Origin of the sequence: Pseudomonas canadensis (assembly GCF_030980095.1) — a bacterium.
GTDB lineage: Bacteria > Pseudomonadota > Gammaproteobacteria > Pseudomonadales > Pseudomonadaceae > Aquipseudomonas > Aquipseudomonas canadensis.
Genome location: NZ_CP133298.1, coordinates 4180815 through 4204529 on the forward strand (window position 1 = coordinate 4180815; position 23715 = coordinate 4204529).

The 23715-nt window shown below is 60.5% G+C and carries 24 protein-coding genes and 4 tRNA genes; 9 read left to right on the forward strand and 19 right to left on the reverse strand.

Annotated features, from left to right (window positions below):
- Window positions 1–28 precede the first annotated feature (28 nt).
- A complete protein-coding gene (gene csrA, locus RB216_RS19280) occupies window positions 29–223 on the forward strand; it encodes a carbon storage regulator CsrA (RefSeq protein ID WP_003192511.1) in 195 nt (64 codons plus the stop codon).
- Between the two features lie 293 nt (window positions 224–516).
- Here csrA and RB216_RS19285 read toward each other — a convergent pair whose 3' ends face one another.
- Window positions 517–1194 carry an HAD-IA family hydrolase gene (locus RB216_RS19285; protein ID WP_028617099.1) on the reverse strand — a complete coding sequence of 226 codons (678 nt, stop codon included), beginning with the start codon at window positions 1192–1194 and terminating at the stop codon, window positions 517–519.
- Window positions 1195–1400: 206 nt separating this feature from the next.
- On the opposite strand from RB216_RS19285, the gene RB216_RS19290 reads away from it, so the two are divergent.
- The 5 genes from RB216_RS19290 to RB216_RS19310 all read left to right on the forward strand — a co-directional run bounded on the left by RB216_RS19290 (window position 1401) and on the right by RB216_RS19310 (window position 4990).
- Window positions 1401–2171: an alpha/beta fold hydrolase gene (locus tag RB216_RS19290; protein WP_028617100.1), complete on the forward strand. Its 771-nt coding sequence runs from the start codon at window positions 1401–1403 to the stop codon at window positions 2169–2171.
- 111 nt (window positions 2172–2282) lie between these two features.
- On the forward strand, window positions 2283–2528 hold the full coding sequence (locus RB216_RS19295; RefSeq protein ID WP_028617101.1) for a DUF2790 domain-containing protein: 246 nt from the start codon (window positions 2283–2285) through the stop codon (window positions 2526–2528).
- Window positions 2529–2570: 42 nt separating this feature from the next.
- Window positions 2571–3242: a heavy metal response regulator transcription factor gene (locus tag RB216_RS19300; RefSeq protein WP_028617102.1), complete on the forward strand. Its 672-nt coding sequence runs from the start codon at window positions 2571–2573 to the stop codon at window positions 3240–3242.
- Entirely contained in the window at window positions 3239–4639 is a 1401-nt protein-coding gene (locus tag RB216_RS19305) for a heavy metal sensor histidine kinase (protein ID WP_308907755.1), read from the forward strand. Before RB216_RS19300 ends, RB216_RS19305 begins: the two co-directional genes overlap by 4 nt.
- 126 nt (window positions 4640–4765) lie before the next feature.
- On the forward strand, window positions 4766–4990 hold the full coding sequence (locus tag RB216_RS19310; protein WP_028617104.1) for a hypothetical protein: 225 nt from the start codon (window positions 4766–4768) through the stop codon (window positions 4988–4990).
- Between the two features lie 15 nt (window positions 4991–5005).
- Here the strand turns inward: RB216_RS19310 and pcp are convergent, their stop codons facing one another.
- The 3 genes from pcp to RB216_RS19325 are packed head-to-tail and all read right to left on the reverse strand — an operon-like array spanning window position 5006 to window position 7318.
- Complete coding sequence (pcp, locus tag RB216_RS19315; protein WP_028617105.1) at window positions 5006–5647, reverse strand: pyroglutamyl-peptidase I; 642 nt, start codon at window positions 5645–5647, stop codon at window positions 5006–5008.
- Between the two features lie 7 nt (window positions 5648–5654).
- Window positions 5655–6605, reverse strand: a complete 951-nt coding sequence (locus RB216_RS19320; RefSeq protein ID WP_122687061.1) for a DUF979 domain-containing protein — start codon at window positions 6603–6605, stop codon at window positions 5655–5657.
- A complete protein-coding gene (locus tag RB216_RS19325; RefSeq protein WP_028617107.1) occupies window positions 6602–7318 on the reverse strand; it encodes a DUF969 domain-containing protein in 717 nt (238 codons plus the stop codon). Before RB216_RS19325 ends, RB216_RS19320 begins: the two co-directional genes overlap by 4 nt.
- 324 nt (window positions 7319–7642) lie before the next feature.
- Between RB216_RS19325 and RB216_RS19330 the strand changes: the two genes are divergently transcribed.
- Both RB216_RS19330 and RB216_RS19335 read left to right on the forward strand, forming a co-directional pair.
- Window positions 7643–8185 (forward strand): DUF4410 domain-containing protein, encoded by a 543-nt coding sequence (locus RB216_RS19330; RefSeq protein WP_122687063.1) that lies wholly within the window; start codon window positions 7643–7645, stop codon window positions 8183–8185.
- Window positions 8186–8194: 9 nt separating this feature from the next.
- Window positions 8195–8380: a hypothetical protein gene (locus tag RB216_RS19335; protein ID WP_122687064.1), complete on the forward strand. Its 186-nt coding sequence runs from the start codon at window positions 8195–8197 to the stop codon at window positions 8378–8380.
- 86 nt (window positions 8381–8466) lie between these two features.
- Here RB216_RS19335 and RB216_RS19340 read toward each other — a convergent pair.
- Window positions 8467–8543: transfer RNA gene (locus RB216_RS19340), tRNA-Val, on the reverse strand.
- Window positions 8544–8727: 184 nt separating this feature from the next.
- Here RB216_RS19340 and RB216_RS19345 point away from each other — a divergent pair.
- Window positions 8728–10011, forward strand: coding sequence for an NAD(P)/FAD-dependent oxidoreductase (locus RB216_RS19345; protein ID WP_236321141.1), 1284 nt, complete (start codon window positions 8728–8730; stop codon window positions 10009–10011).
- Between the two features lie 200 nt (window positions 10012–10211).
- Here the strand turns inward: RB216_RS19345 and RB216_RS19350 are convergent.
- The 14 genes from RB216_RS19350 to RB216_RS19415 all read right to left on the reverse strand — a co-directional run bounded on the left by RB216_RS19350 (window position 10212) and on the right by RB216_RS19415 (window position 23688).
- Window positions 10212–10288 (reverse strand) — tRNA-Asp (locus tag RB216_RS19350).
- A 105-nt stretch (window positions 10289–10393) separates the two neighbouring features.
- Window positions 10394–10470, reverse strand: a tRNA-Asp gene (locus tag RB216_RS19355).
- A gap of 55 nt (window positions 10471–10525) precedes the next feature.
- Window positions 10526–10601 (reverse strand) — tRNA-Val (locus RB216_RS19360).
- 107 nt (window positions 10602–10708) lie between these two features.
- Window positions 10709–11473, reverse strand: a complete 765-nt coding sequence (locus RB216_RS19365) for an SDR family oxidoreductase (RefSeq protein WP_020372640.1) — start codon at window positions 11471–11473, stop codon at window positions 10709–10711.
- An 11-nt stretch (window positions 11474–11484) separates the two neighbouring features.
- Window positions 11485–12696, reverse strand: coding sequence for an O-succinylhomoserine sulfhydrylase (locus RB216_RS19370; RefSeq protein ID WP_028617111.1), 1212 nt, complete (start codon window positions 12694–12696; stop codon window positions 11485–11487).
- Between the two features lie 65 nt (window positions 12697–12761).
- Complete coding sequence (gene purF, locus RB216_RS19375; protein WP_015884965.1) at window positions 12762–14267, reverse strand: amidophosphoribosyltransferase; 1506 nt, start codon at window positions 14265–14267, stop codon at window positions 12762–12764.
- A 41-nt stretch (window positions 14268–14308) separates the two neighbouring features.
- Window positions 14309–14866 carry a CvpA family protein gene (locus RB216_RS19380; protein ID WP_028617112.1) on the reverse strand — a complete coding sequence of 186 codons (558 nt, stop codon included), beginning with the start codon at window positions 14864–14866 and terminating at the stop codon, window positions 14309–14311.
- Between the two features lie 202 nt (window positions 14867–15068).
- On the reverse strand, window positions 15069–15728 hold the full coding sequence (locus tag RB216_RS19385) for an SPOR domain-containing protein (RefSeq protein WP_308907756.1): 660 nt from the start codon (window positions 15726–15728) through the stop codon (window positions 15069–15071).
- Window positions 15712–17019: a bifunctional tetrahydrofolate synthase/dihydrofolate synthase gene (gene folC, locus RB216_RS19390; RefSeq protein ID WP_068934125.1), complete on the reverse strand. Its 1308-nt coding sequence runs from the start codon at window positions 17017–17019 to the stop codon at window positions 15712–15714. Before folC ends, RB216_RS19385 begins: the two co-directional genes overlap by 17 nt.
- Window positions 17016–17936, reverse strand: coding sequence for an acetyl-CoA carboxylase, carboxyltransferase subunit beta (gene accD, locus RB216_RS19395; RefSeq protein WP_016976632.1), 921 nt, complete (start codon window positions 17934–17936; stop codon window positions 17016–17018). The genes folC and accD overlap by 4 nt, the downstream gene beginning before the upstream one ends.
- 244 nt (window positions 17937–18180) lie before the next feature.
- On the reverse strand, window positions 18181–18813 hold the full coding sequence (locus RB216_RS19400) for a phosphoribosylanthranilate isomerase (RefSeq protein WP_028617115.1): 633 nt from the start codon (window positions 18811–18813) through the stop codon (window positions 18181–18183).
- Between the two features lie 64 nt (window positions 18814–18877).
- Window positions 18878–19702 (reverse strand): tRNA pseudouridine(38-40) synthase TruA, encoded by an 825-nt coding sequence (gene truA / locus RB216_RS19405; protein ID WP_078049422.1) that lies wholly within the window; start codon window positions 19700–19702, stop codon window positions 18878–18880.
- A 230-nt stretch (window positions 19703–19932) separates the two neighbouring features.
- Entirely contained in the window at window positions 19933–22515 is a 2583-nt protein-coding gene (locus RB216_RS19410; protein WP_308907757.1) for a FimV/HubP family polar landmark protein, read from the reverse strand.
- Window positions 22516–22677: 162 nt separating this feature from the next.
- Window positions 22678–23688: an aspartate-semialdehyde dehydrogenase gene (locus tag RB216_RS19415; RefSeq protein ID WP_308907758.1), complete on the reverse strand. Its 1011-nt coding sequence runs from the start codon at window positions 23686–23688 to the stop codon at window positions 22678–22680.
- Window positions 23689–23715: the final 27 nt, after the last annotated feature.

Consider the following 23715-nt stretch of genomic DNA (forward strand, 5'->3'; position numbering starts at 1 on the left):
GTCCTTAAAAGTAATCAAGGAGAAGTCCATGCTTATACTCACCCGCAAAGTTGGTGAAAGCATAAACATCGGTGATGACATCACGATCACCATCCTGGGCGTAAGCGGCCAGCAAGTACGAATCGGCATTAACGCACCCAAGGATGTTGCCGTGCATCGCGAGGAAATCTACCAGCGCATTCAGGCTGGCCTGACTGCTCCGGACAAAAACCAGACGCCTTGAAGCCCTCCCAGTAGCCAGCCCTTTCGTTCACTGTAACGGCTGGCGAAAACCTCCTTGAACGGCTCTGTCTTTGTTGCGTGAATCACGTCCTCTCTGCGTTCATCTTCATGGAAAGATGAAGCTGTGTTCACGCCTGGAACTGACGCCTGGAACTGTTAGTTTCACTCACGGCCGAATCGCTTGCCTGCCCTCCCACCATCCGTGTGTATTCAGGAATACATCCACGAGGATGTGAACGGATCCAGCCAACGCCCAACAAAGCCAAGCCCCATTACGGACTCGACCTTTTCATGTCAGGCGACCCCGTCCTGCAAGTACAGCAAACCGTCCGCGTCACGCAGCACGCTTAGCTGTTCGTACCCGTCTATCGAAGAATGCTCGGTGAGCATGGGCGCATGATGCGTCGACGTCACAACCATCACGTCCGCCCCCGCAGCCTCTCCCGCCCGGATGCCTACTGTCGCATCTTCAAACACCAGGCAATCCTGCACCGGTACGCCCAATCGTCGCGCCCCCAGCACGTAACAGTCGGGGTTCGGTTTGCCAATCGCGACATCTTCGGCGGTGACCATTATTGCCGGCGGCGCAATGCCTGCCGCTTGCAGTCGACGTAGCGCCAGCTCCCTGGGCGCCGAGGTAACCAGCGCCCATTGAGCATCCGGCAGACTGTTCAAAAACGTGACGGCGCCGGGAATCGCCACGACACCTTCGACATCATTGATTTCAGCCTGGGTAATCCACTCTGCCTCCACCTCGGGATCGACGCCCGGCAATGCCTGACGGGTGATGGTATCGATCGCACGGGCACCGTGAATGGTGGCCAGGAACGCCGCCACTTCCAGACCATGGTTCTTAGCCCAGATGCTCCACACCCGCTCGGCGGCGGCAATGGAGTTGAGCAACGTCCCGTCCATATCGAACAGAAAGGCACGGTAACGGCGGTTGTATACGGCTGAACCTCGGATGGACACTGCGCAGTTTCCTCATGGGCGGAGACAAATAATGGGCCCACTGCAATCTACGGATCACCTGGACGGTTGTAAACGCCACCGACGCGATTGCATTACAGCTTTGTAATCAAGCGGTAAGTCTTTCCACCACCCTCACTTCATACAGTTAAGTCGTCAGTCGCCCACATCGGATGACGCCACTTCCTACTGATGAAAAGGGTCCACCTATGAAACCTGCTAGCAAACTCTGCCTGATCGCCGCCAGCCTGCTGATGCTGGGCACTGGCAGCGCCATGGCCGGCACCATCGCACCGGTCAAAGCCAAGAATGTGGTGCTGGTGCACGGCTCCTGGGCTGACGGTTCGAGCTGGTCCGAGGTGATTACCCGCCTCCAGGCCGCGGGGCTGCACGTCACCGCCGTGCAAAACCCGCTGACCTCGGTGGCCGACGATGTTGCCGCCACCCACCGTGTGCTGGATCAACAAGACGGCCCGACCGTGCTGGTCGGCCATTCCTATGCAGGCACCGTGGTCAGCGACGCCGGGGTCAACCCGAAAGTCAGCGCCCTGGTCTACGTGGCCGCCAGGGCTCCAGACGCCAACGAAGACTTCGTCGCGCTCTCAGCCAAGTACCCGACCATGCCTGTTCGCGCTGGCGTCGAAGACCACGACGGCTACCTCACCCTGAGCCAGGACGCCTTCCTCAAGTACTTCGCCGCCGATGTGCCACACGCCAAGGCCATGGAGCTGTACGCCGTGCAGCAACCCATCACCAAGACCCTGTTCAGCGGCCGCACTGTCAATGCGGCCTGGCACACCAAGCCATCGTGGTATGCGGTGTCGGCGAATGACCAGACCATCAACCCTGACCTTGAGCGCTTCCTCGCCAAGCGTATGAACGCCACCACCATCGAGCTGCCATCGAGCCACTTGTCACTGGTGTCCCACGCCAAGGAAATCACCGACCTGATCCTCGAAGCCTCGGGCCGCCAGCCTTAAGCCTTGCATTACAAACTTGTCATCATCCTGTTGGTTGGCTGTTCGGGGCGCCTGGTTACTGTGAAGTCACTGCCATGACCTGGCAGCCAACCCTTTAAGAGAGATACCACCATGAAACTGTTTATCCTCGGCTTTACCGCTTTGCTCGCTACCGGTTCCGTACTTGCCGCTGAACCTGTCATCCACGACAAAACCGGCTTCTTCGTCCACCTGGACGTGGCCAAAGTGCTGTCGAGCACCGACACTTATGGCCAATGCGGCATCGTCCCCGCCCGCCTCAACTACCTCGACAGCCAAGGCCGCGAACACGTGTTGGACTACCAGGTGCAGGGCATCGGTTGCGCCAGTGACAATTGATCGGGCTACACTTGCGCCACGCATTGAAACAGGGCATTACCCATGAACATCCTCGTAGTCGAAGACGAACCCAAGGCCGGCAACTACTTGCTCAATGGCCTGCAGGAGCTGGGCTATTCCGTCAGTCTCGCCCGCGACGGCGTGGACGGCTTGCACCAGGCCCTGGAAACCCCGTTCGACGTGATCGTACTGGATGTGATGATGCCGAAAATGGACGGCTGGGAAGTGCTGCGCCGCCTGCGCAAGGAAGCCGACACACCGGTACTTTTTCTGACGGCTCGCGATGACATTGCCGACCGCATCAAGGGCCTGGAACTGGGCGCCGACGATTACCTGATCAAACCGTTCTCCTTCGCCGAACTGGTAGCACGCTTGCGTACGCTGACCCGCCGTGGCCCGAGCCGGGACGAGGAACAGCTGCACATCGCTGACCTGCAGATCGACGTACTGAAGCGCCGCGTTACCCGTGCCGGCACGCGCATTACCCTGACCAATAAAGAGTTCGCCCTGCTGCACCTGTTCGCAACTCACCAGGACCAGGTGCTGTCCCGTTCGATGATCGCATCGCGGGTGTGGGACATGAACTTCGACAGCGACACCAACGTGGTAGACGTCGCCGTACGGCGCCTGCGCTTGAAAATCGACGATCCGTTCCAGCTCAAGCTGATCCACAGCGTGCGCGGCATCGGCTACCGCTTCGATACCCAGCCATGAACAAACGTCGCCATTACTCCTTGACGCTGCGTCTGGCGCTTGTCTTCGCCCTACTCGCCTTCGCCTTGCTGGCAACCCTGGGTGTGGCGCTGTACCGCGAGCTGGAGCGAGAGTTGATCAAGCGGGACGATGCCGCATTGATTTCCCGCGTCGACCAACTGCGCAACCTGCTCAACGACAGCAATACCCTGGACCTGATCAAGACCAAGCCGGAGCTGTTCCAGAACATGCTGGGCAACCGTGAATCGATACTGAGCATCGCCGCGCCTGGGCAAAAACCTCTGCTGACGGTCAATCCCGGTAATATCGACCTGCCTTCCGTTCCCCCGGTGCCCAAGAACCACGAGCTGACGTTTGCCGACGTGCACCACTTCCCCAGCATTAACGGTGTGCCGTTCGCGACCGTGGCCGCGTCCATCGACTCCGGCGACCTGGGCAGCCTGCAAGTCACCACGGGGCGCCTGATGACAGAGCGCACCGCCATGCTCGCCAGCTATCGCTTGAGCGTTTATATCCTGGCGAGCATCGCCGCAATCATTCTGGCGGTGGCCGGTTATCTACTGGTGCATCGTGGACTTGTACCGTTGCGCCGCCTGGCCCGGCACGCCCAAGGCATCGGCGTCGGCAATCTCGCCGAACGCCTCGACAGCCGCGGCGCACCCAAAGAACTGCTACCGATGATTGATTCGTTTAACACCATGCTAGAGCGGCTAGCCAAGGGTTTTGTCCAACTGGGCCAGGTGTCCACCGACATGGCCCACGAACTGCGCACCCCCATCAATAACCTGCTGGGCGAAACCCAGGTTGCCCTGCAACAAAACCGCAGCATCGAGAGCTATCAGCAACTGCTGGCGTCCAATGTCGAAGAGCTTGAACGCCTGGCGCGGATGCTCGACAACATGCTGTTCCTGGCGCGCACCGACCCGGCCAGCGCCCTGCGCCAGCGTCAGGAACTCAATGCCGCAAATGAAGTGGAACGCATCGCCGAGTACTTCGAAGGCTTGGCGGCGGATCGGGATATCAGTATTCGCGCTGAAGGTGACGGGGTGATCTGGGCGGAGCCGATGCTACTGCGCAGGGCCCTGGCGAACCTGTGTGCCAACGCCATTAAATATGGTGCGCCGAGCACCGAGTTGGTGATACGGGCGATTCCCGATGCCGAGGGCATTCACCTGAAAGTCAGCAACCGCGGTGAGACCATCGCTGCCGAGCATCTGCCGCGACTGTTCGAACGTTTTTACCGTGTGGATGAATCACGGGAACGGTCAGCGCAATCCAACGGGTTGGGCTTGTCGATTGTGGCGACCATCATGCAGTTGCATAACGGGCAATACAGCGTGAGCAGTGAGGCCGGGGTGACGTGTTTTGATTTGTTCTTTCCGAAGCGGGAAGACTGAGCAGCAGACCCCCGGTGTTATTTTGCAAAGGTTTGTCCCTTATCGCTGGACGAAAGCCACACTATTCTGGCTTCCCAAGGGGCTCAAGGCAGAGCCGGCAACAGTAAAAACCATGGAGATTCGGGAATGGAAATACGATTAGGTCTACTGGAAAAGGGGCTGGCTGAAATGAACGAGAAGCTGATCACCGTTTCGAGCAAGGCAGACGCCATGGATAAACACTTCGCTTCCAAGGCAGACCTGGCAACCACTGAGCTGAACCTTATCAAGTGGTACGTGGCAACCGCATTCGCAATGACAGGCCTGGCTTGCGCCATCACCTTCGGACTTACCCGATTGTTTGCGATGTGAGAGGCGCTGGGCCGGTCAACCGACCTGCCCGCCCGCCTCCTTTACATCCACAAGCGTTTGCCACGCAGCCAGTAAAGCTACCTGCAATCCCGCAACCATCATACCCAGCGCCATTGAAGGCTGCTGCGAACCCGCCACCTGCTCTGGCAGAAACGGTACGTGGATAAACCCACTGCGCACTCCCGACCCTGCAAGCGCATGCTGCAAGAGATAAAACACCTGATTACACACAAATGTCCCCGCCGTCTGTGATACCGAGGCTGCGATCCCCGCTTCACGCACGGCCTTGACCATCGCCTTGATCGGCAGCGTCGTGAAGTAGGCCGCCGGGCCATCAGCGATGACCGCCGTATCGACAGGCTGCTCGCCCAGGTTATCCGGAATACGAGCATCGTTGACATTAATCGCCACCCGCTCGATAGAGAGAGTGCTACGGCCTGGTCCCAGACCAGTAGCGATCACCATCGCCGGACGCAACTCATCGATCAACCGGTTCAGGCACTCACCGGCAGTGGCAAATGCGCAAGGCAATCGACGCGCAACTATCTGCACATCGGGCGCCAGTTGCGCACCGTCCAGTTGGCGCACAGCCTCCCAGGACGGATTAACCAAGTCTTTATCAAAGGGCTCAAAGCCCGTCAGCAATACGGTTTGCATCTTGACCTCACATCAACACGTAGAGCAGCACAATATTGACCACCAACATCATCAGCGCCGTGGGCAGTTGAGCCTTGATCACGGCGTTCTTGTCCGGCAGTTCGAGCAACGCAGCGGGCACGATATTGAAGTTGGCGGCCATCGGCGTCATCAGTGTGCCGCAGTAGCCGGAGAACATGCCAATCGCTGCCATTACGGCCGGGTTCCCGCCGTAGATACCCACCAGTACCGGCACGCCAACACCGCCCGTCATCACTGGGAAAGCCGCGAATCCATTACCCATGATCACCGTAAACAAGGCCATGCCCAGCACATAGACCATCACCGCCACCAACTTGAAATCCATGTTGATGTAGGTCGTGGTGACGTGCGCAACGGCCGTACCGACCCCGGCTTCGTTAAACAGCAAGCCGAGCATCGCGAGCATTTGCGGAAGCACCATCGCCCAGCCGAGGGCTTCGGTGAGACGGCGGGATTCGCGCAAGGCTTGCACCGGCGTATCACGAGTGAGCCAGCAGGCCAGGCCAAGTGCGATCAAGCAGCCGATGCCAAGGGAAACGAAGGTGGTGTTTTTCGGATCCAGCAGCGGCACGCCGCCGATCTCGGTGCGTTTGAGCAATACCGAGCCGATCACCGTGGTCAGCGGAATAGCCAACGCAGGAATGAAGAGTTTGTGACCCAGGCGACCGGCACTGGCGCGGGATGCCTTGTCATGCAACTCGGCATGCTTGCCACGGCCGACGCCGCCCATGCCGGCGATCAATGCCATCACCACGACGCCAGCGCCGATGGCGACCGACGGCAGGCGCTCGCCGATCAGGAACGGAATAGCGAACAACAGCCAGAACAACGCACTGGACCAGCGCTTGGGATGGCTCCGGTCCATCAAAATCATCCCCGCGGTGATCAGCAGCAGAACCCCAGCGAGCCAGTACAGGTATTGAATGGAAATGATCATTGCGCGGCCTCCGCTGGCGTAGTGGCAGATGTCATCTCACGGGTGAGCCTTCGATCAAACCGATGCAGACGGATTGCATGAATGATGAAGGCACAGATCGCAGTAGGGATGCCCCACACCGCAATGTGCAGAGGCTCAACATCAATCCCTGAGCCGAGCAGGAAGGTGTGCATCAATGCGATGGCGCCAAATGCGACAAAAATATCTTCACCAAAAAACAGGCCGACGTTGTCAGTCGCGGCGCACATGGCCAACACCTTGTGACGCAGCTTGTCCGGCAACTTGCCGTAGCGTTTTTCTGCTGCACCTTCGGCCATCGGCGCCAGCAGCGGGCGCACCATCTGCGGGTGCCCACCCAAGCTGGTCAAGCCCATGGCAGCAGTGGATTCACGTACAAACAGATAGATGATCAGCAGGCGCCCCACCGTGGCGCGTTCGAAGCGTGCGATCCAGTTCTGCGCATGCAGGCGCAGCCCGTGACGCTCCAGCAGGCCGATAACGGCAAGGGGCAACAACAGGATCAATTGCAGGGCACGGGTCTGAAGGAAGCCATCGCCCATGGTCGCGAGGATTTTTTCCAGTGGGAAATGGGCGGCAAGCCCGGTGGCGATGGCGGCGGCGGTGACCACCAACAGCGGGTTGAAGCGCAAGATAAAGCCAACCACGATCACCAGTACGCCGATCAACGGCCATAAGTTCACAACAGTTTGCATGGCGTGAGGTCCTTAAGTGCGCGCTGCGGCGCCATTACAGCAGGATGTGAACAAAGGGTTCACAGCAAGAAGTGGCGTGCAGTCGGCTCAGTTTTTTATTGTTGACCCGAAAGGTCGAGCGTCAGTGGCGGCAACTTTGCTGCCTGGGGACGGGAGGTGTCCAACAAGAAAAATTGTTGCTGCGAACCAATAATTCTTGTGGGTGATTGGACGCGGTACACGTAACAAGATGTGGACAGACCTGACGGGATTCGCGCATCTTAGCGCCGCCCGTTTCTCAGGCCTTTGCGGCCCTCCCGTTAACGTTGTGGATATGGAAATTCAATGAAAACCCAAAAAATCCTGATCGCTATCTCCTGCGCCGTTGCGCTGTCCATGCTGGGTGGTTGCGCCGCCAAGGTGAAAAGTGGTGGCGGCGCCCTAGCGATCCCGGACGCCGCCAAACACAACTTGGTGGTGAGCATCAAAGGCGAAGGCCAGGTCGAGCAAAACCCGGACTGGAACCTGCTCAAGCGCGACTGGAACAATGCGCTCCAGGTCGAAGCCCGCCAAGCCGGCTTCAATGTCACTGAAAGCTCCGCGGTGGCTCCCAGCGGCGAAGACGGTGTCGGCATCAACATCAATGTGAGCAAGTTCCGTTACATCGAGCCGGGCTCGCGCTACGTCGCGGGTGCGCTGGTAGGTAATGCCTGGGTGTTCTCTCGCGCCGATTACTCTGACCTTAAATCCGGCGCACCGATTGGCTCGCGCACCTACGACACTTCGTCGTCCGCCTGGGAAGGCATTGCCTCGGCCATGACACAGAAGCAAGTACAGGCGATCGCCAAGCAGATGATCAGTGATATCAAAAGCGCCAAGGCCAAGTAAATCGCCACCGTGAGCGAATTTCTAGAATTTATCTGGCGGCTCATCGGCACGCTGTTCAATCTGCTCGAGTTAGCGAGCGATTACACACCACCACGGCGAAAACGCGTGTTCTCATTCGGGTTCGTGATGTTTTTGCTGTTGGTGGCGCTGGTTGAACTGGTGTTGTTGCAGATGTTTCTTGGCGAGACCGGCTGAGGCGGGGTTTTAGAAATCGCAGACAACAAAAAAGGGCCCACCTTTCGGTGAGCCCTTCTAGACCGCCCAGCAGAGCGGATTTTGTTTGGTAGGCGCGATTGGACTCGAACCAACGACCCCCACCATGTCAAGGTGGTGCTCTAACCAACTGAGCTACGTGCCTGCTGTGAGGCGGCATTCTACGGAATTCCGGAGGGGTGTCAACATCTTTTTTGCAGCTAACCCTATGAATATGCGAATTTTTTATTTGCGCGGAGCACACCCGTGAATTTCGGGTGGCTGGCAGGCAATTTTCAACTCAGGTAGGATCGACGCACTCGTAAAAAATATAAAACAGAGGTTCCAGGATGGCGAACACCCCCTACCCCCAATCGTATTACGCCGCATCCGCGAATGCCGTTCCGCCTCGCCCGGTACTGCAAGGTGAGGTCGAAACCGATGTGTGCGTGATTGGCGCCGGCTACACCGGCCTCTCCAGTGCGCTGTTTCTGCTGGAGAACGGTTTTCGCGTGACGGTGCTCGAAGCCGCCAAGGTGGGGTTCGGCGCCTCGGGCCGCAACGGCGGGCAGATCGTCAATAGCTACAGCCGCGATATCGACGTGATCGAGCGCAGCGTTGGGCCTAAACAGGCGCAACTGCTTGGGCAGATGGCATTCGAAGGCGGCAAGATCATCCGCGAACGCGTGGCCAAGTACCAAATCCAGTGCGACCTGAAGGATGGCGGCGTATTCGCCGCACTCAACAGCAAACACATGGGCCACCTGGAGTCGCAGAAGCGCCTGTGGGAGCGCTACGGCCATACACAGCTGGAGCTGCTGGACGAGCGCCGCATCCGTGAAGTGGTGGCCTGTGACAACTATGTAGGTGGCTTGCTAGACATGAGCGGAGGCCATATCCATCCACTCAACCTGGCACTCGGCGAAGCGGCGGCCGTGGAATCTCTGGGCGGCACGATCTACGAACAATCGGCAGCCGTACGAATCGAGCGCGGTGCCAATCCGGTGGTGCATACCGCGCAGGGCAAGGTCAGGGCCAAGTTCATTATCGTCGCGGGCAATGCCTACCTGGGCAACCTGGTGCCGGAGTTGGCGGCCAAGTCTATGCCGTGCGGCACGCAAGTGATCACTACCGCACCCCTCGGTGACGAACTGGCAAAAACGCTGCTGCCGCAGGATTACTGCGTCGAAGACTGCAACTATTTGCTCGACTACTACCGTCTCACCCGCGACAAGCGCCTGATCTTCGGCGGTGGCGTGGTGTATGGCGCGCGCGACCCGGCAAATATCGAGGCGATCATCCGTCCGAAGATGCTCAAGGCCTTCCCGCAACTCAAGGACGTGAAGATCGATTACGCCTGGACTGGCAATTTCCTGCTGACCCTGTCGCGATTGCCGCAGGTGGGACGCCTGGGCGATAACATCTACTACTCACAGGGCTGCAGTGGCCATGGCGTGACGTACACGCACCTGGCCGGCAAGGTACTGGCAGAGGCGCTCAGAGGCCAGGCAGAGCGTTTTGACGCGTTTGCCGACCTGCCGCACTACCCTTTCCCGGGCGGGCAACTGTTGCGTACGCCGTTTGCAGCGCTGGGTGCCTGGTATTACGGCCTACGCGACAAATTAGGATTCTGACTCGAAACCTGTAGGAGCCCGCTTGCGGGCGATGGCGTCCTGAAGTCGCCATCGCCCGCAAGCGGGCTCCTACAGGGCGCGCGCATCAAATCGCAGACACAAAAAACCCCGGTCTTTCGACCAGGGTCTTTGCTATCGGATCAAAGTAGCCAGAGGCTTGCTTCGTGCTTCAAGGCGTTCAGTGGGCCTTGAGGCAGATATGGCGCAGCGGACGGGACTCGAACCCGCGACCCCCGGCGTGACAGGCCGGTATTCTAACCGACTGAACTACCGCTGCGTATCGCTTGACTGATTGAGTGAAAACCCTCAACCGTCTTTGAACATCTGATCGATCAACCTTGGTTGTTCAATCTCAAGCCCGACGAATCAGACCTGGAAAATATGGCGCAGCGGACGGGACTCGAACCCGCGACCCCCGGCGTGACAGGCCGGTATTCTAACCGACTGAACTACCGCTGCGCGTCGGTGCAACCTTTAACGTTGCGTCTTGCCCTGGGGCAAAACTCTCAAGAAGTGGTGGGTGATGACGGGATCGAACCGCCGACCCTCTGCTTGTAAGGCAGATGCTCTCCCAGCTGAGCTAATCACCCTTTGCTTCGTTGAGGCCGCGAAATTTACGCAGGTAGCGGACCTAAGTCAATAGCCTGCTTGAAGTTTTTCTGAAAAAGACAAAATTGCTTCAAGACGGCTACCCGCCCTACTCGCTGTAAATCATCTTCTTGCTCATGCCACCGTCCACGACAAACTCTTGCCCGGTAACAAACCCCGCCTGGCGCGACAGCAGCCACGCCACCATCGCCGCCACGTCTTCTACAGTGCCTACCCTGCCCGCCGGATGCTGCGCATGATCAGCATCACTCAACGGCTCGGCCCGACGTGCAGCCGGATCACGCGCATCGATCCAGCCAGGGCTGACCGCATTGACCCGTACTTCCGGCCCCAGGCTCATCGCCAAGGCATGCGTGAGGGCCAGCAGACCACCTTTGCTCGCCGCGTAGGCTTCGGTGTCCGGTTCCGACTGGCGGGCGCGGGTCGAGGCCAAATTGACGATGGCACCGCCATGGGCACGCAAGTAAGGCGCACAGTGCTTGGCCAACAACATCGGCCCACTGAGGTTCACAGCAAGCACCCGATTCCAGTACGCCAGGTCGAGGCTTTCCAGGGTGATATTGCGCGGGTCAGCCACCGCCGCATTGCAGACCAACGCGTCCAGGCGCCCAAACTGCCCCAATACCTCGGCAACACCTTGGGCCACTTGCTTCTCGTCGGCCACGTCCATGCTGATGAACCAGGCGTTTTCACCCAGCACCTTGGACACCTTGGAGCCGCGCTCGCGGTCCAGGTCAGTCAACACCACCTGCCAGCCTTCGCTGATCAGCCATGCGGCAATCCCGAGACCAATGCCTCGCGCCGCACCTGTGACCAGCGCAACGCGCCCGTTAGTGGCAGCCGCCGCTTCCATGGACCACTCGATCACAAGGCCGCCAGCCCGCGAGCCAAGTCAGCTTGCAAGTCAGCTACGTCTTCCAGGCCAACCGCAATGCGGATCAGGCTGTCACGGATACCCGCCGCTTCACGCTCCTGCGGCGCCAGGCGCCCGTGGGAAGTGGTACTCGGGTGGGTAATGGTGGTCTTGCTGTCACCCAGGTTGGCGGTGATGGAAATCAGGCGAGTCGCATCGATAAAGCGCCAGGCGCCCTCTTTGCCGCCCTTCACCTCAAAGCTCACCACAGCGCCGAAACCACGCTGCTGGCGCTGGGCCAATTCGTGCTGCGGGTGGCTCTTGAGGCCGGCGTAATGCACCTTCTCGATACCGTCCTGCTGTTCCAACCACTGCGCCAGAGCCTGGGCGTTGGCGCAGTGGGCCTTCATCCGCAGGTTAAGGGTCTCAAGCCCCTTGAGGAAGATCCAGGCGTTGAACGGGCTCAAGGTCGGGCCAGCCGTGCGCAGGAAGCCGACGATTTCTTTCATCTGCTCGCTGCGACCTGCAACCACACCGCCCATGCAACGGCCCTGGCCGTCGATGAACTTGGTCGCCGAGTGCACGACGATGTCCGCCCCCAGCTTCAACGGCTGTTGCAGCGCCGGGGTGCAGAAGCAGTTGTCCACGACCAACATGGCACCTTTGGCATGCGCCACTTCAGACAACGCAGCGATGTCCACCAACTCAGCCAATGGGTTGGACGGCGACTCGACGAACAGCAACTTGGTGTTGGCCTTGATTGCCGCATCCCAGCCGGAAAGATCCGCCAAGGGCACGTAGTCCACTTCGATACCGAAGCGCTTGAAATACTTCTCGAACAGGCTGATGGTCGAACCAAACACACTGCGCGACACCAACACATGGTCGCCAGCACTGCACAGGCTCATCACCACCGCCAGGATCGCCGCCATACCAGTGGCCGTCGCTACCGCCTGCTCAGCACCTTCCAGTGCCGCAATACGCTCTTCGAACGCGCGTACCGTCGGGTTGGTATAACGCGAATACACGTTGCCCGGCACTTCCCCAGCGAAGCGCGCAGCGGCATCGGCGGCGGTGCGGAACACATAGCTGGAAGTGAAGAACATCGGATCACCGTGCTCACCTTCCGGGGTGCGGTGCTGGCCGGCGCGCACAGCCAGGGTATCGAAAGCTACGCCATCGAGGTCGCTGTCCAACCGACCGGCATCCCATTCCTGACTCATGCTGCGACTCCTTACTCAATTCTTTATTTAAGATACAAAACCGGCCCCTCAGGGCCGGTTGTCACTCAGTTGTTGTACAGGTCGATGATCGCGCTGACCGCCTGGGTCTTGATCTTCGACGAGTCGTTACGCGCCTGCTCGATCTTGTTCAGGTAGGCCTCGTCGACATCACCGGTCACATACTTGCCGTCAAACACGGCGCAGTCGAACTGGTCGATCTTGATCTTGCCACCACCGACCGCCTCGATCAGATCAGGCAGGTCCTGGTAGATCAGCCAATCAGCACCGATCAGGTCGGCCACGTCCTGGGTCGAACGGTTGTGAGCGATCAGCTCATGGGCGCTCGGCATGTCGATGCCGTAGACGTTCGGGTAACGCACCGCTGGGGCTGCAGAACAGAAGTACACGTTCTTCGCACCGGCTTCGCGGGCCATCTGGATGATCTGCTTGCAGGTAGTCCCGCGCACGATGGAGTCATCCACCAGCATCACGTTCTTGCCGCGGAACTCCAACTCGATGGCGTTGAGCTTCTGGCGCACCGACTTCTTGCGCGCAGCCTGGCCCGGCATAATGAAGGTACGGCCAATGTAGCGGTTCTTCACAAAGCCTTCGCGGAACTTGACGCCCAAGTGGTTGGCCAACTCCAGCGCAGCGGTGCGGCTGGTGTCCGGGATCGGGATCACTACATCGATGTCGTGTTCAGGACGCTCGCGCAGGATCTTCTCGGCCAGCTTCTCGCCCATGCGCAGACGCGCCTTGTACACCGAAACACCATCGATGATCGAATCCGGACGCGCCAGGTAGACGTGTTCGAAGATGCACGGGGTGAGTTTCGGCGCCACGGCGCACTGACGGGTGTGCAACTTGCCGTCTTCGGTGATGTACACCGCTTCGCCCGGCGCAAGGTCGCGAATCAGGGTGAAACCCAGCACGTCCAGGGATACGCTTTCGGAAGCGATCATGTACTCGACGCCTTCGTCAGTGTGACGTTGGCCGAACACGATCGGACGGATGCCATGCGGGTCACGGAAACCGACGATGCCATAACCGGTGACCATGGCCACAACGGCGTAACCACCGACGCAACGATTGTGCACGTCAGTGACGGCGGCGAACACGTCTTCTTCGGTCGGTTGCAGCTTGCCGCGCTGGGCCAGCTCGTGGGCGAACACGTTGAGCAGCACTTCCGAGTCGGAACTGGTGTTGACGTGGCGCAGGTCAGATTCGTAAATCTCCTTGGCCAGCTGTTCAACGTTGGTCAGGTTACCGTTATGCGCCAGGGTGATGCCGTAAGGCGAGTTGACGTAAAACGGTTGAGCTTCAGCCGACGTAGAGCTACCGGCGGTCGGGTAACGCACATGGCCAATGCCCATGTGCCCGACCAGGCGCTGCATGTGACGCTGATGGAACACGTCACGCACCAGACCATTGTCCTTGCGCAGGAATAACCGGCCGTCGTGGCTGGTCACAATACCGGCAGCGTCCTGGCCGCGGTGCTGGAGGACGGTTAGCGCGTCATACAGCGCCTGATTGACGTTCGACTTACCGACGATACCGACGATGCCACACATGCGACGCAACCCCTACTTAATGAATCTTGACTGAACACAGCTTACTGAGGCGTTTTGGCCGGTAAGAGGTGCTCCTTGAACGGTATATCAGCGGGTACGCTGATTCCGCTGGCCAGCCACTGACTGCTCCACCCCAATATGAGGTTCTTGGACCAATCTGCAACCAATAGAAATTTTGGCACGAGCACAGACTCCTGCCACCACGAATCCTGCTGTACCGGCCCCAGGCTCAACAGCCCGACCGCCACGACCACCAGCAACGCGCCACGCGCGGCGCCGAAGGCCATGCCGAGGAATCGATCGGTACCGGAGAGGCCGGTGACACGTATCAACTCGCCAATAAGATAATTGACCATTGCTCCCACCAGCAGCGTGGCGATGAACATGATGGCGCAGCCCGCGATGACGCGAGCCGAAGGTGTCTCGATGTATCCGGCCAGGTAGACCGACAACGAACCGCCGAACATCCAGGCTACGACTCCTGCGATGATCCAAGTCAGCAACGACAGTGCTTCTTTTACGAAGCCGCGGCTGAGACTGATCAAAGCGGAGATGGCGACGATTGCAACAATCGCCCAGTCAACCCAGGTAAATGGCACGTTTGAGCCTACGGACAGATAAGGCGGCGCATTTTAGCAGAGCGTCGGGCTATCGGTAAGCTGTGATTACGGCTGCTTTGCAAATCAACGGGTTGTACCCCTGAATGTAGGAGCCCGGCTTGCCGGCGATAGCGATTTTATAGATGCCATCGCCGGCAAGCCGGGCTCCTACAGGTCAGCCACACGTCAAGCAGGGATCAAATCAGCCGCGTTCAGGCTGGAAACGGGTCACAAAACCCTTGAGGTTCTGCTGGCGATCCAACAAGTCCCGCAGGCGATCCGCCTCGGCGCGCTCGATCAGCGGCCCAATAAACACGCGGTTTTTGCCGTCGGCGCTGCGGATATACGCGTTATAGCCCTGGCTGCGCAGCTTCTTCTGCAAAGCATCAGCGCCTTCGCGGTTACCCAGGCTGGCCACTTGAATCGACCAACTGATCGGCAAGCCATTCGGATCAATACGGCTCTGGCCCACATCCGGCTTGCCCGGTGCCGCAGGTTGCGGCGCTACCGGCTTCGGTGCGGGCGCAGGCGCGGCAGGCTTGGCCGCTACGGTCGGCGCAGGCGCCGGCTTGACCACCGGCACGCTCGGCTGAACCGGCATCGACGGCGCTTGCTGGGCCGCAACCTCAGCATCGCTCGGCACCGGCTCTTCTTCCGGCAAGGCCTGGGGCTCAGGCACCACCACCGGTTCAACCTGTACTTGCGGCACCGACGGCGCCTGCGGGGCAGCCGGCGCTTCGACGACTAATTGACGCTCCTCGTCCTGACGCGAAAACAACATCGGCAGGAAAATCACCGCCAACGCCACCAGAACTAGGGCTCCGACCATTCGCTGCTTGTATGCGCTATCCAGTAATGCCATGTGCAGCTTCCTCCGTGGAGCGCCGGGCCAACCACTCGAGCGCCTCGGCAACACAATAAAATGACCCGAACAACAGAATCTCATCATCGGGGGTGGCAAGGGCGCACTGTGCTTCAAGGGCAGCGGTCACGCTTGCATACGACGCCACCGGCGCACCAAGGTTCTGCAAGGCCACTTCCAGCTCGGCGGCCGGACGGCTGCGCGAGGTATCCAGTGGCGCTACAGCCCACGCCTGGACATTGCCCAGCAAGGGTGCAACTACACCGTCCAGATCCTTATCGGCCAGCAAGCCAAAGACTGCAAGGCGACGACCGACCGGCGGCGTACGCGACAGGCGTTGTGCCAGGTACTCGGCCGCATGGGGGTTATGCCCCACGTCCAGCAACAGATTCAGGCACTTGCCTTGCCATTGGAACGCACGACGATCCAATCGCCCGACCACACGGGTCGATAGCAAGGTGGCGGCAATCTGCCCGGCATTCCACGGCAAGTCCAGCAACAGATAGGCCTGCAGTGCGAGCGCGGCGTTTTCCATTGGCAGGTTCAGCAGCGGCAGGTCGCGCAGCTCTACTGCCTGGCCGCGAGCATCGTGCCCACGCCATTGCCAGTGTTGCGCACCGATTTCGAGATTGAAGTCGCGACCGCGCAGGAAAAACGGGCAATCCAGCTCGCGCACCTTGTCGAGCAAGGTGTGCGGCGGATCCAGGTCGCCGCACAGCGCAGGCTTGCCCTGGCGGAAGATCCCGGCTTTTTCATAGGCCACGGATTCGCGGGTATTGCCCAGGTAATCGGCGTGGTCCACACCAATACTGGTGACCAACGCCAGGTCGGCATCTACCACGTTGACCGTGTCCAGACGCCCGCCCAGGCCGACCTCCAGCACCACCACATCCAGTTGCGCACGCTCGAACAGCCAGAACGCCGCCAGGGTGCCCATCTCGAAGTAAGTCAGGGAAATCTCGCCACGGCCGGCATCGAGCGCAGCAAAGGCTTCGCAGAGTTGCTCATCGGTGGCTTCGACACCATTGAGCTGCACCCGCTCGTTGTAACGCAGCAGGTGCGGGGAATTGTAGACGCCAACTTTCAGCCCTTGGGCCTGCAGCAGCGCCGCGACAAAGGCACAGGTAGAGCCCTTGCCGTTGGTGCCGGTCACCGTGATCACGCGCGGTGCCGGCCGGCCCAACCCGAGGCGGGCCGCTACCTGTTGCGAGCGCTCCAGGCCCATGTCGATGGCGGACGGATGCAACTGCTCAAGGTAGGCGAGCCATTCGCCCAGGGTACGCTGGGTCATAGGTTTGCAGGCACCGGCGGCACGACAATCGGTTCAACCTTAGGCGCGACGTACACAGGCGTCGGCAGGCCCATCATTTGTGCCAGCAGGTTGCCCAGGCGTGGACGCAGTTCACCGCGCGGAATGATCAAGTCGATCGCACCGTGCTCCAGCAAGAATTCGCTACGCTGGAAACCTTCCGGCAGTTTTTCACGCACGGTCTGCTCGATCACACGCGGGCCGGCAAAGCCGATCAGGGCCTTTGGCTCGCCGACGATCACATCACCCAGCATCGCCAGGCTGGCGGAAACGCCGCCGTAGACCGGGTCGGTCAGCACGGAGATGAACGGGATGCCTTCTTCGCGCAGACGCGCCAGTACCGCAGAGGTCTTGGCCATTTGCATCAGGGAGATCAGGGCTTCCTGCATGCGCGCACCACCGGAGGCGGCGAAGCAGATCATCGGGCAACGGTTTTCCAGGGCGTAGTTGGCGGCGCGAACAAAGCGCTCACCGACGATGGCACCCATGGAGCCGCCCATGAAGGAGAACTCGAACGCCGACACCACGACAGGCATGCCGAGCAGTTTGCCGCTGACGGAAATCAGCGCGTCCTTCTCGCCAGTCTGCTTCTGCGCGCCGACCAGACGGTCCTTGTACTTCTTGCTGTCGCGGAACTTGAGGCGGTCAACCGGCTCCAGGTCTGCGCCCAGCTCGTTGCGGCCTTCGGCGTCCAGGAAGATGTCAATGCGGGCGCGAGCGCCGATACGCATGTGGTGGTTGCACTTGGGGCAAACGTCCAGGGTCTTTTCCAGCTCCGGACGGTACAGCACCGCGTCGCAGGATGGGCACTTGTGCCACAGACCTTCAGGAACCGAGCTTTTCTTCACCTCGGAACGCATGATCGAAGGGATCAGTTTGTCTACTAACCAGTTGCTCATGCTTTCTTTCTCCAGTACCGGTGGCTTGAACACAGCCCCGCGTATGCCCTTGAGCTAAATTCATATGTGGCGATGAAACATGCTGGACGGGGTCAGACGTTCGACCGGCCTTTTCCCGCATGTCCCCTCAGCCTTCCAGACAACCTGCCAGCGCAGGGTTGCCACTTCGTTTCCAGGCCACCCTCAGGCGGCACCGGGCTGTTTTACACAGTGGTAGTTATGGACGGCGGCAGACTGCCAGCCGTCACATCCGGTCACTGCTGTTGCGCACGGCCTGCATGAATGCGCGAATCTTGCTGTGATCCTTGATGCCCTTGCCCTGCTCCACGCCGCCGCTGACATCCACGGCATAGGGTCGCACCTGCTCTATCGCCGACCCGACATTGCCGGGGTTGAGCCCGCCGGCCAGGATGATCGGCTTGCTCAAGCCAGCAGGAATCAGCGACCAATCAAACGCCTCACCGGTTCCACCGGGCACGCCCTCGACATAGGTGTCGAGCAGAATCCCACGGGCGCCACCGTAGGCGGCACACGCTGCCGCGATGTCATCCCCGGCCTTCACGCGCAACGCCTTGATGTACGGACGCTGGTAGCTTTCACATTCGTCGGGCGTCTCGTCGCCGTGAAACTGCAGCATATCCAGCGGTACGGCATCCAAGGTTTCGTTGAGTTCGCAACGGCTGGCGTTGACGAACAACCCCACGGTGGTCACGAAAGGCGGCAAGGCGGCGATGATCGCCCGCGCCTGCAACACATTCACCGCCCGCGGGCTCTTGGCATAGAACACAAAACCGATGGCATCCGCCCCCGCCTCGACCGCCGCCAGCGCGTCTTCTATGCGGGTAATCCCGCAAATCTTGCTGCGAACGGCTGACATGTCGTGGAAACCCCAGGGATTGGACCGAGAAAGTCCCGGATGGTAACAAAAGCTTTTCCGGGCGTCAGCCGCCAAGTTCGCTGAAACCTGTGAGGAAGTGTGGCCCGATGAAACGATCCGGCAGTTCGAACTCGTCGCGGTACTCCACATCCACCAGGTATAGGCCGAACGGATGCGCCGTGACCCCGCCGGTACGGCGAACCCGGCTTTCCAGCACTTCCTTGGCCCACTCCACCGGGCGCTCGCCGGTGCCGATGGTCATCAGCACCCCGGCGATATTGCGCACCATGTGATGCAGGAAGGCCCCGGCGCGGATATCCAGCACGATCATCTTGCCGTGGCGGGTCACGCGCAGGTGATGGACTTCCTTGATCGGCGACTTGGCCTGGCACTGGCCGGCACGGAAGGCGCTGAAATCATGCACGCCCACCAGGTGCTGCGCGGCTTCGGCCATGCGCTCGGCGTCGAGCGGGCGATGGTTCCAGGTGATTTCTTCGTTGAGGTGCGCCGGGCGGATCTGGTCGTTGTAGATCACATAGCGATAACGCCGGGCGATGGCCTTGAAGCGCGCGTGGAAATGCGCGGGCATGACCTTGGCCCAGCTGACACTGACGTCATGGGGCAGATTGATATTAGCGCCCATCACCCAGGCCTTCATGGAGCGTTCTGCCTGGGTGTCGAAATGCACCACCTGGCCGCAAGCATGCACGCCCGCATCGGTGCGCCCGGCGCACATCAGCGACACCGGCGAATCAGCAACTTTGGACAGGGCATTTTCCAGGGTTTCCTGCACCGTCAGCACGCCAGACGCCTGACGCTGCCAGCCGCGATAGCGCGAACCTTTGTATTCCACGCCCAGGGCGATGCGGTAAAAGCCTGCGGCCGCCATTTCGGCGGCCGCGTTATCTATATTTGCCAAGAACTGAGAGCCTGATGAGTTGCGCAAAGACGGCCATTATAAAGACCGTAAAGCGTGATGGGCACTTTTGTTACGGATTGGCCCCTAGCAAAATGTGGGAGCGGGCTTGCTCGCGAAGGGGGCGGATCAGTCACAACTTCATTGACTGACACGCCGTCTTCGCGAGCAAGCCCGCTCCCACACTGGGTAGGCGTCGCCCGTTAAATGCGACCGAGCATTTCCTTGGCCTCGCCACGCTGGGTCTCGTCACCTTCGGTCAGCACTTCCGAGAGGATGTCCCGTGCGCCGTCTGCGTCCCCCATGTCGATATAGGCCTGGGCCAGGTCGAGCTTGGTGGCAACTTCGTCGGTGCCGGAGAGGAAGTCGAATTCCGGCTCATCATCGCCCAACGCCGCATCTTGCGCAGTGAAGGACGGTTCGATGGACGGATGCTCCAGGCTCTGGGACAGGCGGTCCAGCTCGGCGTTGACATCATCCAGCTCCGACGCAAATGCATCAGGCTTGGCCGGCGCTTCCGGCTCATCGGCCAGGGACAGGTCGAAATCTTCCGGCAGGTCGAAGTCGTCCAGTGCCGCAGGTGTGAGGGTCGGTGGCTCGACGGCCGGCACGTCCTTCATCTGGTCTTCGAGGCCCGATAGAAAGTCGTCATCGGATTGCGCCGAAGCCGGGGCGTCCAACTGCAGGTCCAGATCGAAGTCCGACAGGTCGTCCGGCGCAGCCTGGGCTTTGGTCTGGGCTTCGGTCTGCTGCTGCAGGAGCGATTCGAAGGTCTGCTGATCGTCCTTGACCACCGCTGGAGAGGCTTCTTCCAGATCGTCCAGGCTCAGATCAAAATCGGTGTCGAACGCGTCGGGCTCCGAAGGCGCAGGCGCTGGCTTGTCTTCCAGTAAATCCTTGACGTATTGAGCATCTAAGGCAGCTGCGGCCACCGCCGCGCTGACGCCTGCCGCCAGCACGGCCATGGCCGGGAAGCGACTCTTGAGCTGCTCGACCTGGGCATGGTTTTCACCATTGGCCACCAGCTGACGCTCCTGTGTCACAAAGCCGTCCTTGTCGTTTTGCAGGACGTAGACTTCCATCAGTTTCAAACGCAGGTCGCTGCGCTTGGGCTCATGCCTGATCGCCTGTTGCAGCACGTCGGCGGCCTGGTTGAGGTGGCCACGGTCGATATGGGATTGAGCCTGGGCCAACGCATCGCTTGAGTTCACCGGGGCCACGGCAACGGCCAGCGGCGCGAGCACGGAAGCAACGGTCGGCACCGCAACAGCCGGCGCGACCACCGGGGCCGGTGCTGGCGCCGCGGCCAGCTTGACGTTTGGCGGCGGCACTTCCAGGCCTTCGAAGCTGTCCGGCGGCAGGTCGTGATCGATGTTCGAGGTGAACTCTGGCTCTTCCGCCAGGGCCCGCGCCATGCGCAGGTGCTTTTCTTCTTCGCGGCGCGCATTGCGATGGCGCGCCCACAACAGCAGGAGCAACAGCACCAGCAAGATAGCGGCGCCGCCAAGTACGCCGAGCACGACCGGGTTGGTCAGCAGGTCGTTGAATTTGCCCTCGGTGGTGGCCGGCGCTGCATCCGCCTTGACCGGCTCAGGTGCTGGCGCTGGTGCGGTGGGTGCAGGGGCAGCAGTGGACGTGGCGGTATCGGGCGCTACCGGGGCAGCCGCCGGTTCGCCTGCCAACTGCGCGGGCATCGCCGCCGTGGCCGCGGTAGCCGGGACACCCTTTTCCGCCTGCAAACGCGCCAGTTGATCGTTCTTCAGTTGAATCAGCTTTTGCAGCTTGTCCAACTGGCTTTGCAAGTCGGCCGCGCGGCTTTTCAGTTCTTCGTTGTCACGGCGGGTGGTGTCCAGTTGCTCCTGGGTCATCGCCAGCTTGTCGCTGAGTGCCGCGCTATCGCCGACCTTGCCTTTGGCCCCCGTCTTGGCCGCCTCGGCCGACACCAGGCTCAAGTTGTCCTTGGCGTTGGTGCTGGCTGGGGCGTTGCCGGCCTGGGTGCGCTTGGTGGCGTCCAGTTGCTGCTTGCCGGCTGCGGGATTGGTCGCGGCACGCCGACCCTGGCGCCAGGCGGCGTTCTGCGCGCTCACCTCGGCAATCGCCTGGGGTTGCGGCAATGCGGTGCTTTGTACGGTGTCCGGGAGGCGCAGGACCTGGCCGGTTTTCAGGCGGTTGATATTGCCGTCCACAAAGGCATCGGGGTTCAGCGCCTGGATCGCCAGCATGGTCTGCTGCACCGAGCCGCCATTGCGGTTCTTCGCGGCAATTTCCCACAGGGTGTCACGGGAGGTGGTGGTGTGCTGCGCCGTTTTGCTCGCGGCCGGCGCGGTGCTGGCCGGTGCAGCCGAGCGCGGTGCCGGCGCGGCGGTCGTCGGTGCCGGCTGGTCGAACTTGGCCGGGTCGAGCAACACGCTGTAGTCACGCATCAGACGGCCATTAGGCCATTGCACCTGCAACAGGAAACGGACGTAGGAATCAGGCAGCGGCTTGCTGGAGGTGACGCGCACCACACTGCGGCCGTTTGGATTGACCACCGGGGTAAACGTCAGGTCATCGAGAAATGCCTGGCGATCAACGCCCGCGTCCACAAACGCCTGGGACGAAGCCAAGCTCGGCGTGATCTCGGACGCCGTGAGGCCGCCGACATCGAGCAATTCGATTTCCACCGCCAACGGCTGGTTCAACTTCGACTTGAGGGTCATCTCCCCCAGCTGCAGCGCCTGCGCCATACCGGAGGACAGCGCCGAGGCGGCCGCTATTGCTAACACCAGTTTGCGAACTTGAACCATAGCCTCATCCTTTGTTTGAACACTCCCCGGCCTGCGAGAAGGTTGGTAACCGCTGCCATAAGGCATGGCGAGCCGATAGGTCACCGACGCGCAACTTTTCCTGCCTGGGGCCAAGCATAGCGCTTGGCTAGAATCAATCTACAAATTGCCGCCAAGTATCTTTTACGCAAGGCCTTTTATCAACAACTGCGCCAGCTGCACGGCGTTCAGTGCGGCGCCTTTGCGTACGTTATCTGACGTCAGCCACAGATTTAGTTCCGCCGGGTCATCCACACCTGCGCGAACCCGTCCTACATAGATCACGTCCTGGCCTACCGCGTCGCCCACCGCCGTTGGGTAGTCACCCTCCTCCACAAGCTCTATTCCTGTCGCTGCGTCGAGCAGGCGGTTCACGGCGGCGAGGTCGACCGGTGCGCCCAGTTGCAGAGACACAGTCAGGCTATCGCCAAAAAACACCGGGGCTTGAACGCAGGTTGCGGAAATCTTTAGTAATGGAGTTTCCAGCACTGCACGCAATTCGTGTATCAGCCTTTTCTCCAGATCAGTATGACCTTGGGCGTCCGGCTTGCCGACTTGTGCCAAAAGATTGAAAGCAACCTGCCGATCAAAGAAAGTGGGCTCCAGCGGGCGCATATTCAGCAACTCGGCGGTTTGCCGGGCCAGTTCGCTGACGGCTTCACGCCCCTGGGACGACATCGCCAGGTTGGCGGTAACGCTCACTCGCTGGATATCCAACAGACCGCGCAATGGCGCCAGGACTACCGCCAAATGGGTCGCCGACGGGCTTGGGCTGCCGAGCCGGAAGGGTTTTTCCAGGCCGTCGAGCACATGGGCATTGGCTTCCGGCACCACGCGCGGTGCCTGTTCGGCCGACAACGCGCCGGACAAGTCGATCACCGAGCAGCCCGCCGCCGTGGCACGCGGCGCGAAACTCAAGGTCACCGCCGGCCCCGCTGCAAAGAACGCCAGCTGTGCTTTGCCGAAGTCAAACTCATCGACTTCCCTCACCCGCACGTTCTTGCCACGAAACGGCACCGACGCGCCGGCGGAATTACTGCCCGCCAGCAGATGCAGGGTACCCACCGGGAAGTCCAGCTCTTCGAGGATCTGCACCAGGGTTTCACCCACGGTGCCGGTGGCGCCAATCACGGCGATATCAAAGGTCTGGGTCATGGAGGCTGCCTCGGGCATTGCGGGGGG

What these genes read in the sequence shown, in the direction of transcription:
- csrA (WP_003192511.1), top strand. Translation starts at nt 29, where the DNA reads ATGCTTATACTCACCCGCAAAGTTGGTGAAAGCATAAACATCGGTGAT.
- RB216_RS19290 (WP_028617100.1), top strand. Translation starts at nt 1,401, where the DNA reads ATGAAACCTGCTAGCAAACTCTGCCTGATCGCCGCCAGCCTGCTGATG.
- RB216_RS19295 (WP_028617101.1), top strand. Translation starts at nt 2,283, where the DNA reads ATGAAACTGTTTATCCTCGGCTTTACCGCTTTGCTCGCTACCGGTTCC.
- RB216_RS19300 (WP_028617102.1), top strand. Translation starts at nt 2,571, where the DNA reads ATGAACATCCTCGTAGTCGAAGACGAACCCAAGGCCGGCAACTACTTG.
- RB216_RS19305 (WP_308907755.1), top strand. Translation starts at nt 3,239, where the DNA reads ATGAACAAACGTCGCCATTACTCCTTGACGCTGCGTCTGGCGCTTGTC.
- RB216_RS19310 (WP_028617104.1), top strand. Translation starts at nt 4,766, where the DNA reads ATGGAAATACGATTAGGTCTACTGGAAAAGGGGCTGGCTGAAATGAAC.
- pcp (WP_028617105.1), bottom strand. Translation starts at nt 5,647, where the DNA reads ATGCAAACCGTATTGCTGACGGGCTTTGAGCCCTTTGATAAAGACTTG.
- RB216_RS19320 (WP_122687061.1), bottom strand. Translation starts at nt 6,605, where the DNA reads ATGATCATTTCCATTCAATACCTGTACTGGCTCGCTGGGGTTCTGCTG.
- RB216_RS19325 (WP_028617107.1), bottom strand. Translation starts at nt 7,318, where the DNA reads ATGCAAACTGTTGTGAACTTATGGCCGTTGATCGGCGTACTGGTGATC.
- RB216_RS19330 (WP_122687063.1), top strand. Translation starts at nt 7,643, where the DNA reads ATGAAAACCCAAAAAATCCTGATCGCTATCTCCTGCGCCGTTGCGCTG.
- RB216_RS19345 (WP_236321141.1), top strand. Translation starts at nt 8,728, where the DNA reads ATGGCGAACACCCCCTACCCCCAATCGTATTACGCCGCATCCGCGAAT.
- RB216_RS19365 (WP_020372640.1), bottom strand. Translation starts at nt 11,473, where the DNA reads ATGGAAGCGGCGGCTGCCACTAACGGGCGCGTTGCGCTGGTCACAGGT.
- RB216_RS19370 (WP_028617111.1), bottom strand. Translation starts at nt 12,696, where the DNA reads ATGAGTCAGGAATGGGATGCCGGTCGGTTGGACAGCGACCTCGATGGC.
- purF (WP_015884965.1), bottom strand. Translation starts at nt 14,267, where the DNA reads ATGTGTGGCATCGTCGGTATCGTCGGTAAGTCGAACGTCAATCAGGCG.
- RB216_RS19385 (WP_308907756.1), bottom strand. Translation starts at nt 15,728, where the DNA reads ATGGCATTACTGGATAGCGCATACAAGCAGCGAATGGTCGGAGCCCTA.
- folC (WP_068934125.1), bottom strand. Translation starts at nt 17,019, where the DNA reads ATGACCCAGCGTACCCTGGGCGAATGGCTCGCCTACCTTGAGCAGTTG.
- accD (WP_016976632.1), bottom strand. Translation starts at nt 17,936, where the DNA reads ATGAGCAACTGGTTAGTAGACAAACTGATCCCTTCGATCATGCGTTCC.
- RB216_RS19400 (WP_028617115.1), bottom strand. Translation starts at nt 18,813, where the DNA reads ATGTCAGCCGTTCGCAGCAAGATTTGCGGGATTACCCGCATAGAAGAC.
- truA (WP_078049422.1), bottom strand. Translation starts at nt 19,702, where the DNA reads ATGGCGGCCGCAGGCTTTTACCGCATCGCCCTGGGCGTGGAATACAAA.
- RB216_RS19410 (WP_308907757.1), bottom strand. Translation starts at nt 22,515, where the DNA reads ATGGTTCAAGTTCGCAAACTGGTGTTAGCAATAGCGGCCGCCTCGGCG.
- RB216_RS19415 (WP_308907758.1), bottom strand. Translation starts at nt 23,688, where the DNA reads ATGACCCAGACCTTTGATATCGCCGTGATTGGCGCCACCGGCACCGTG.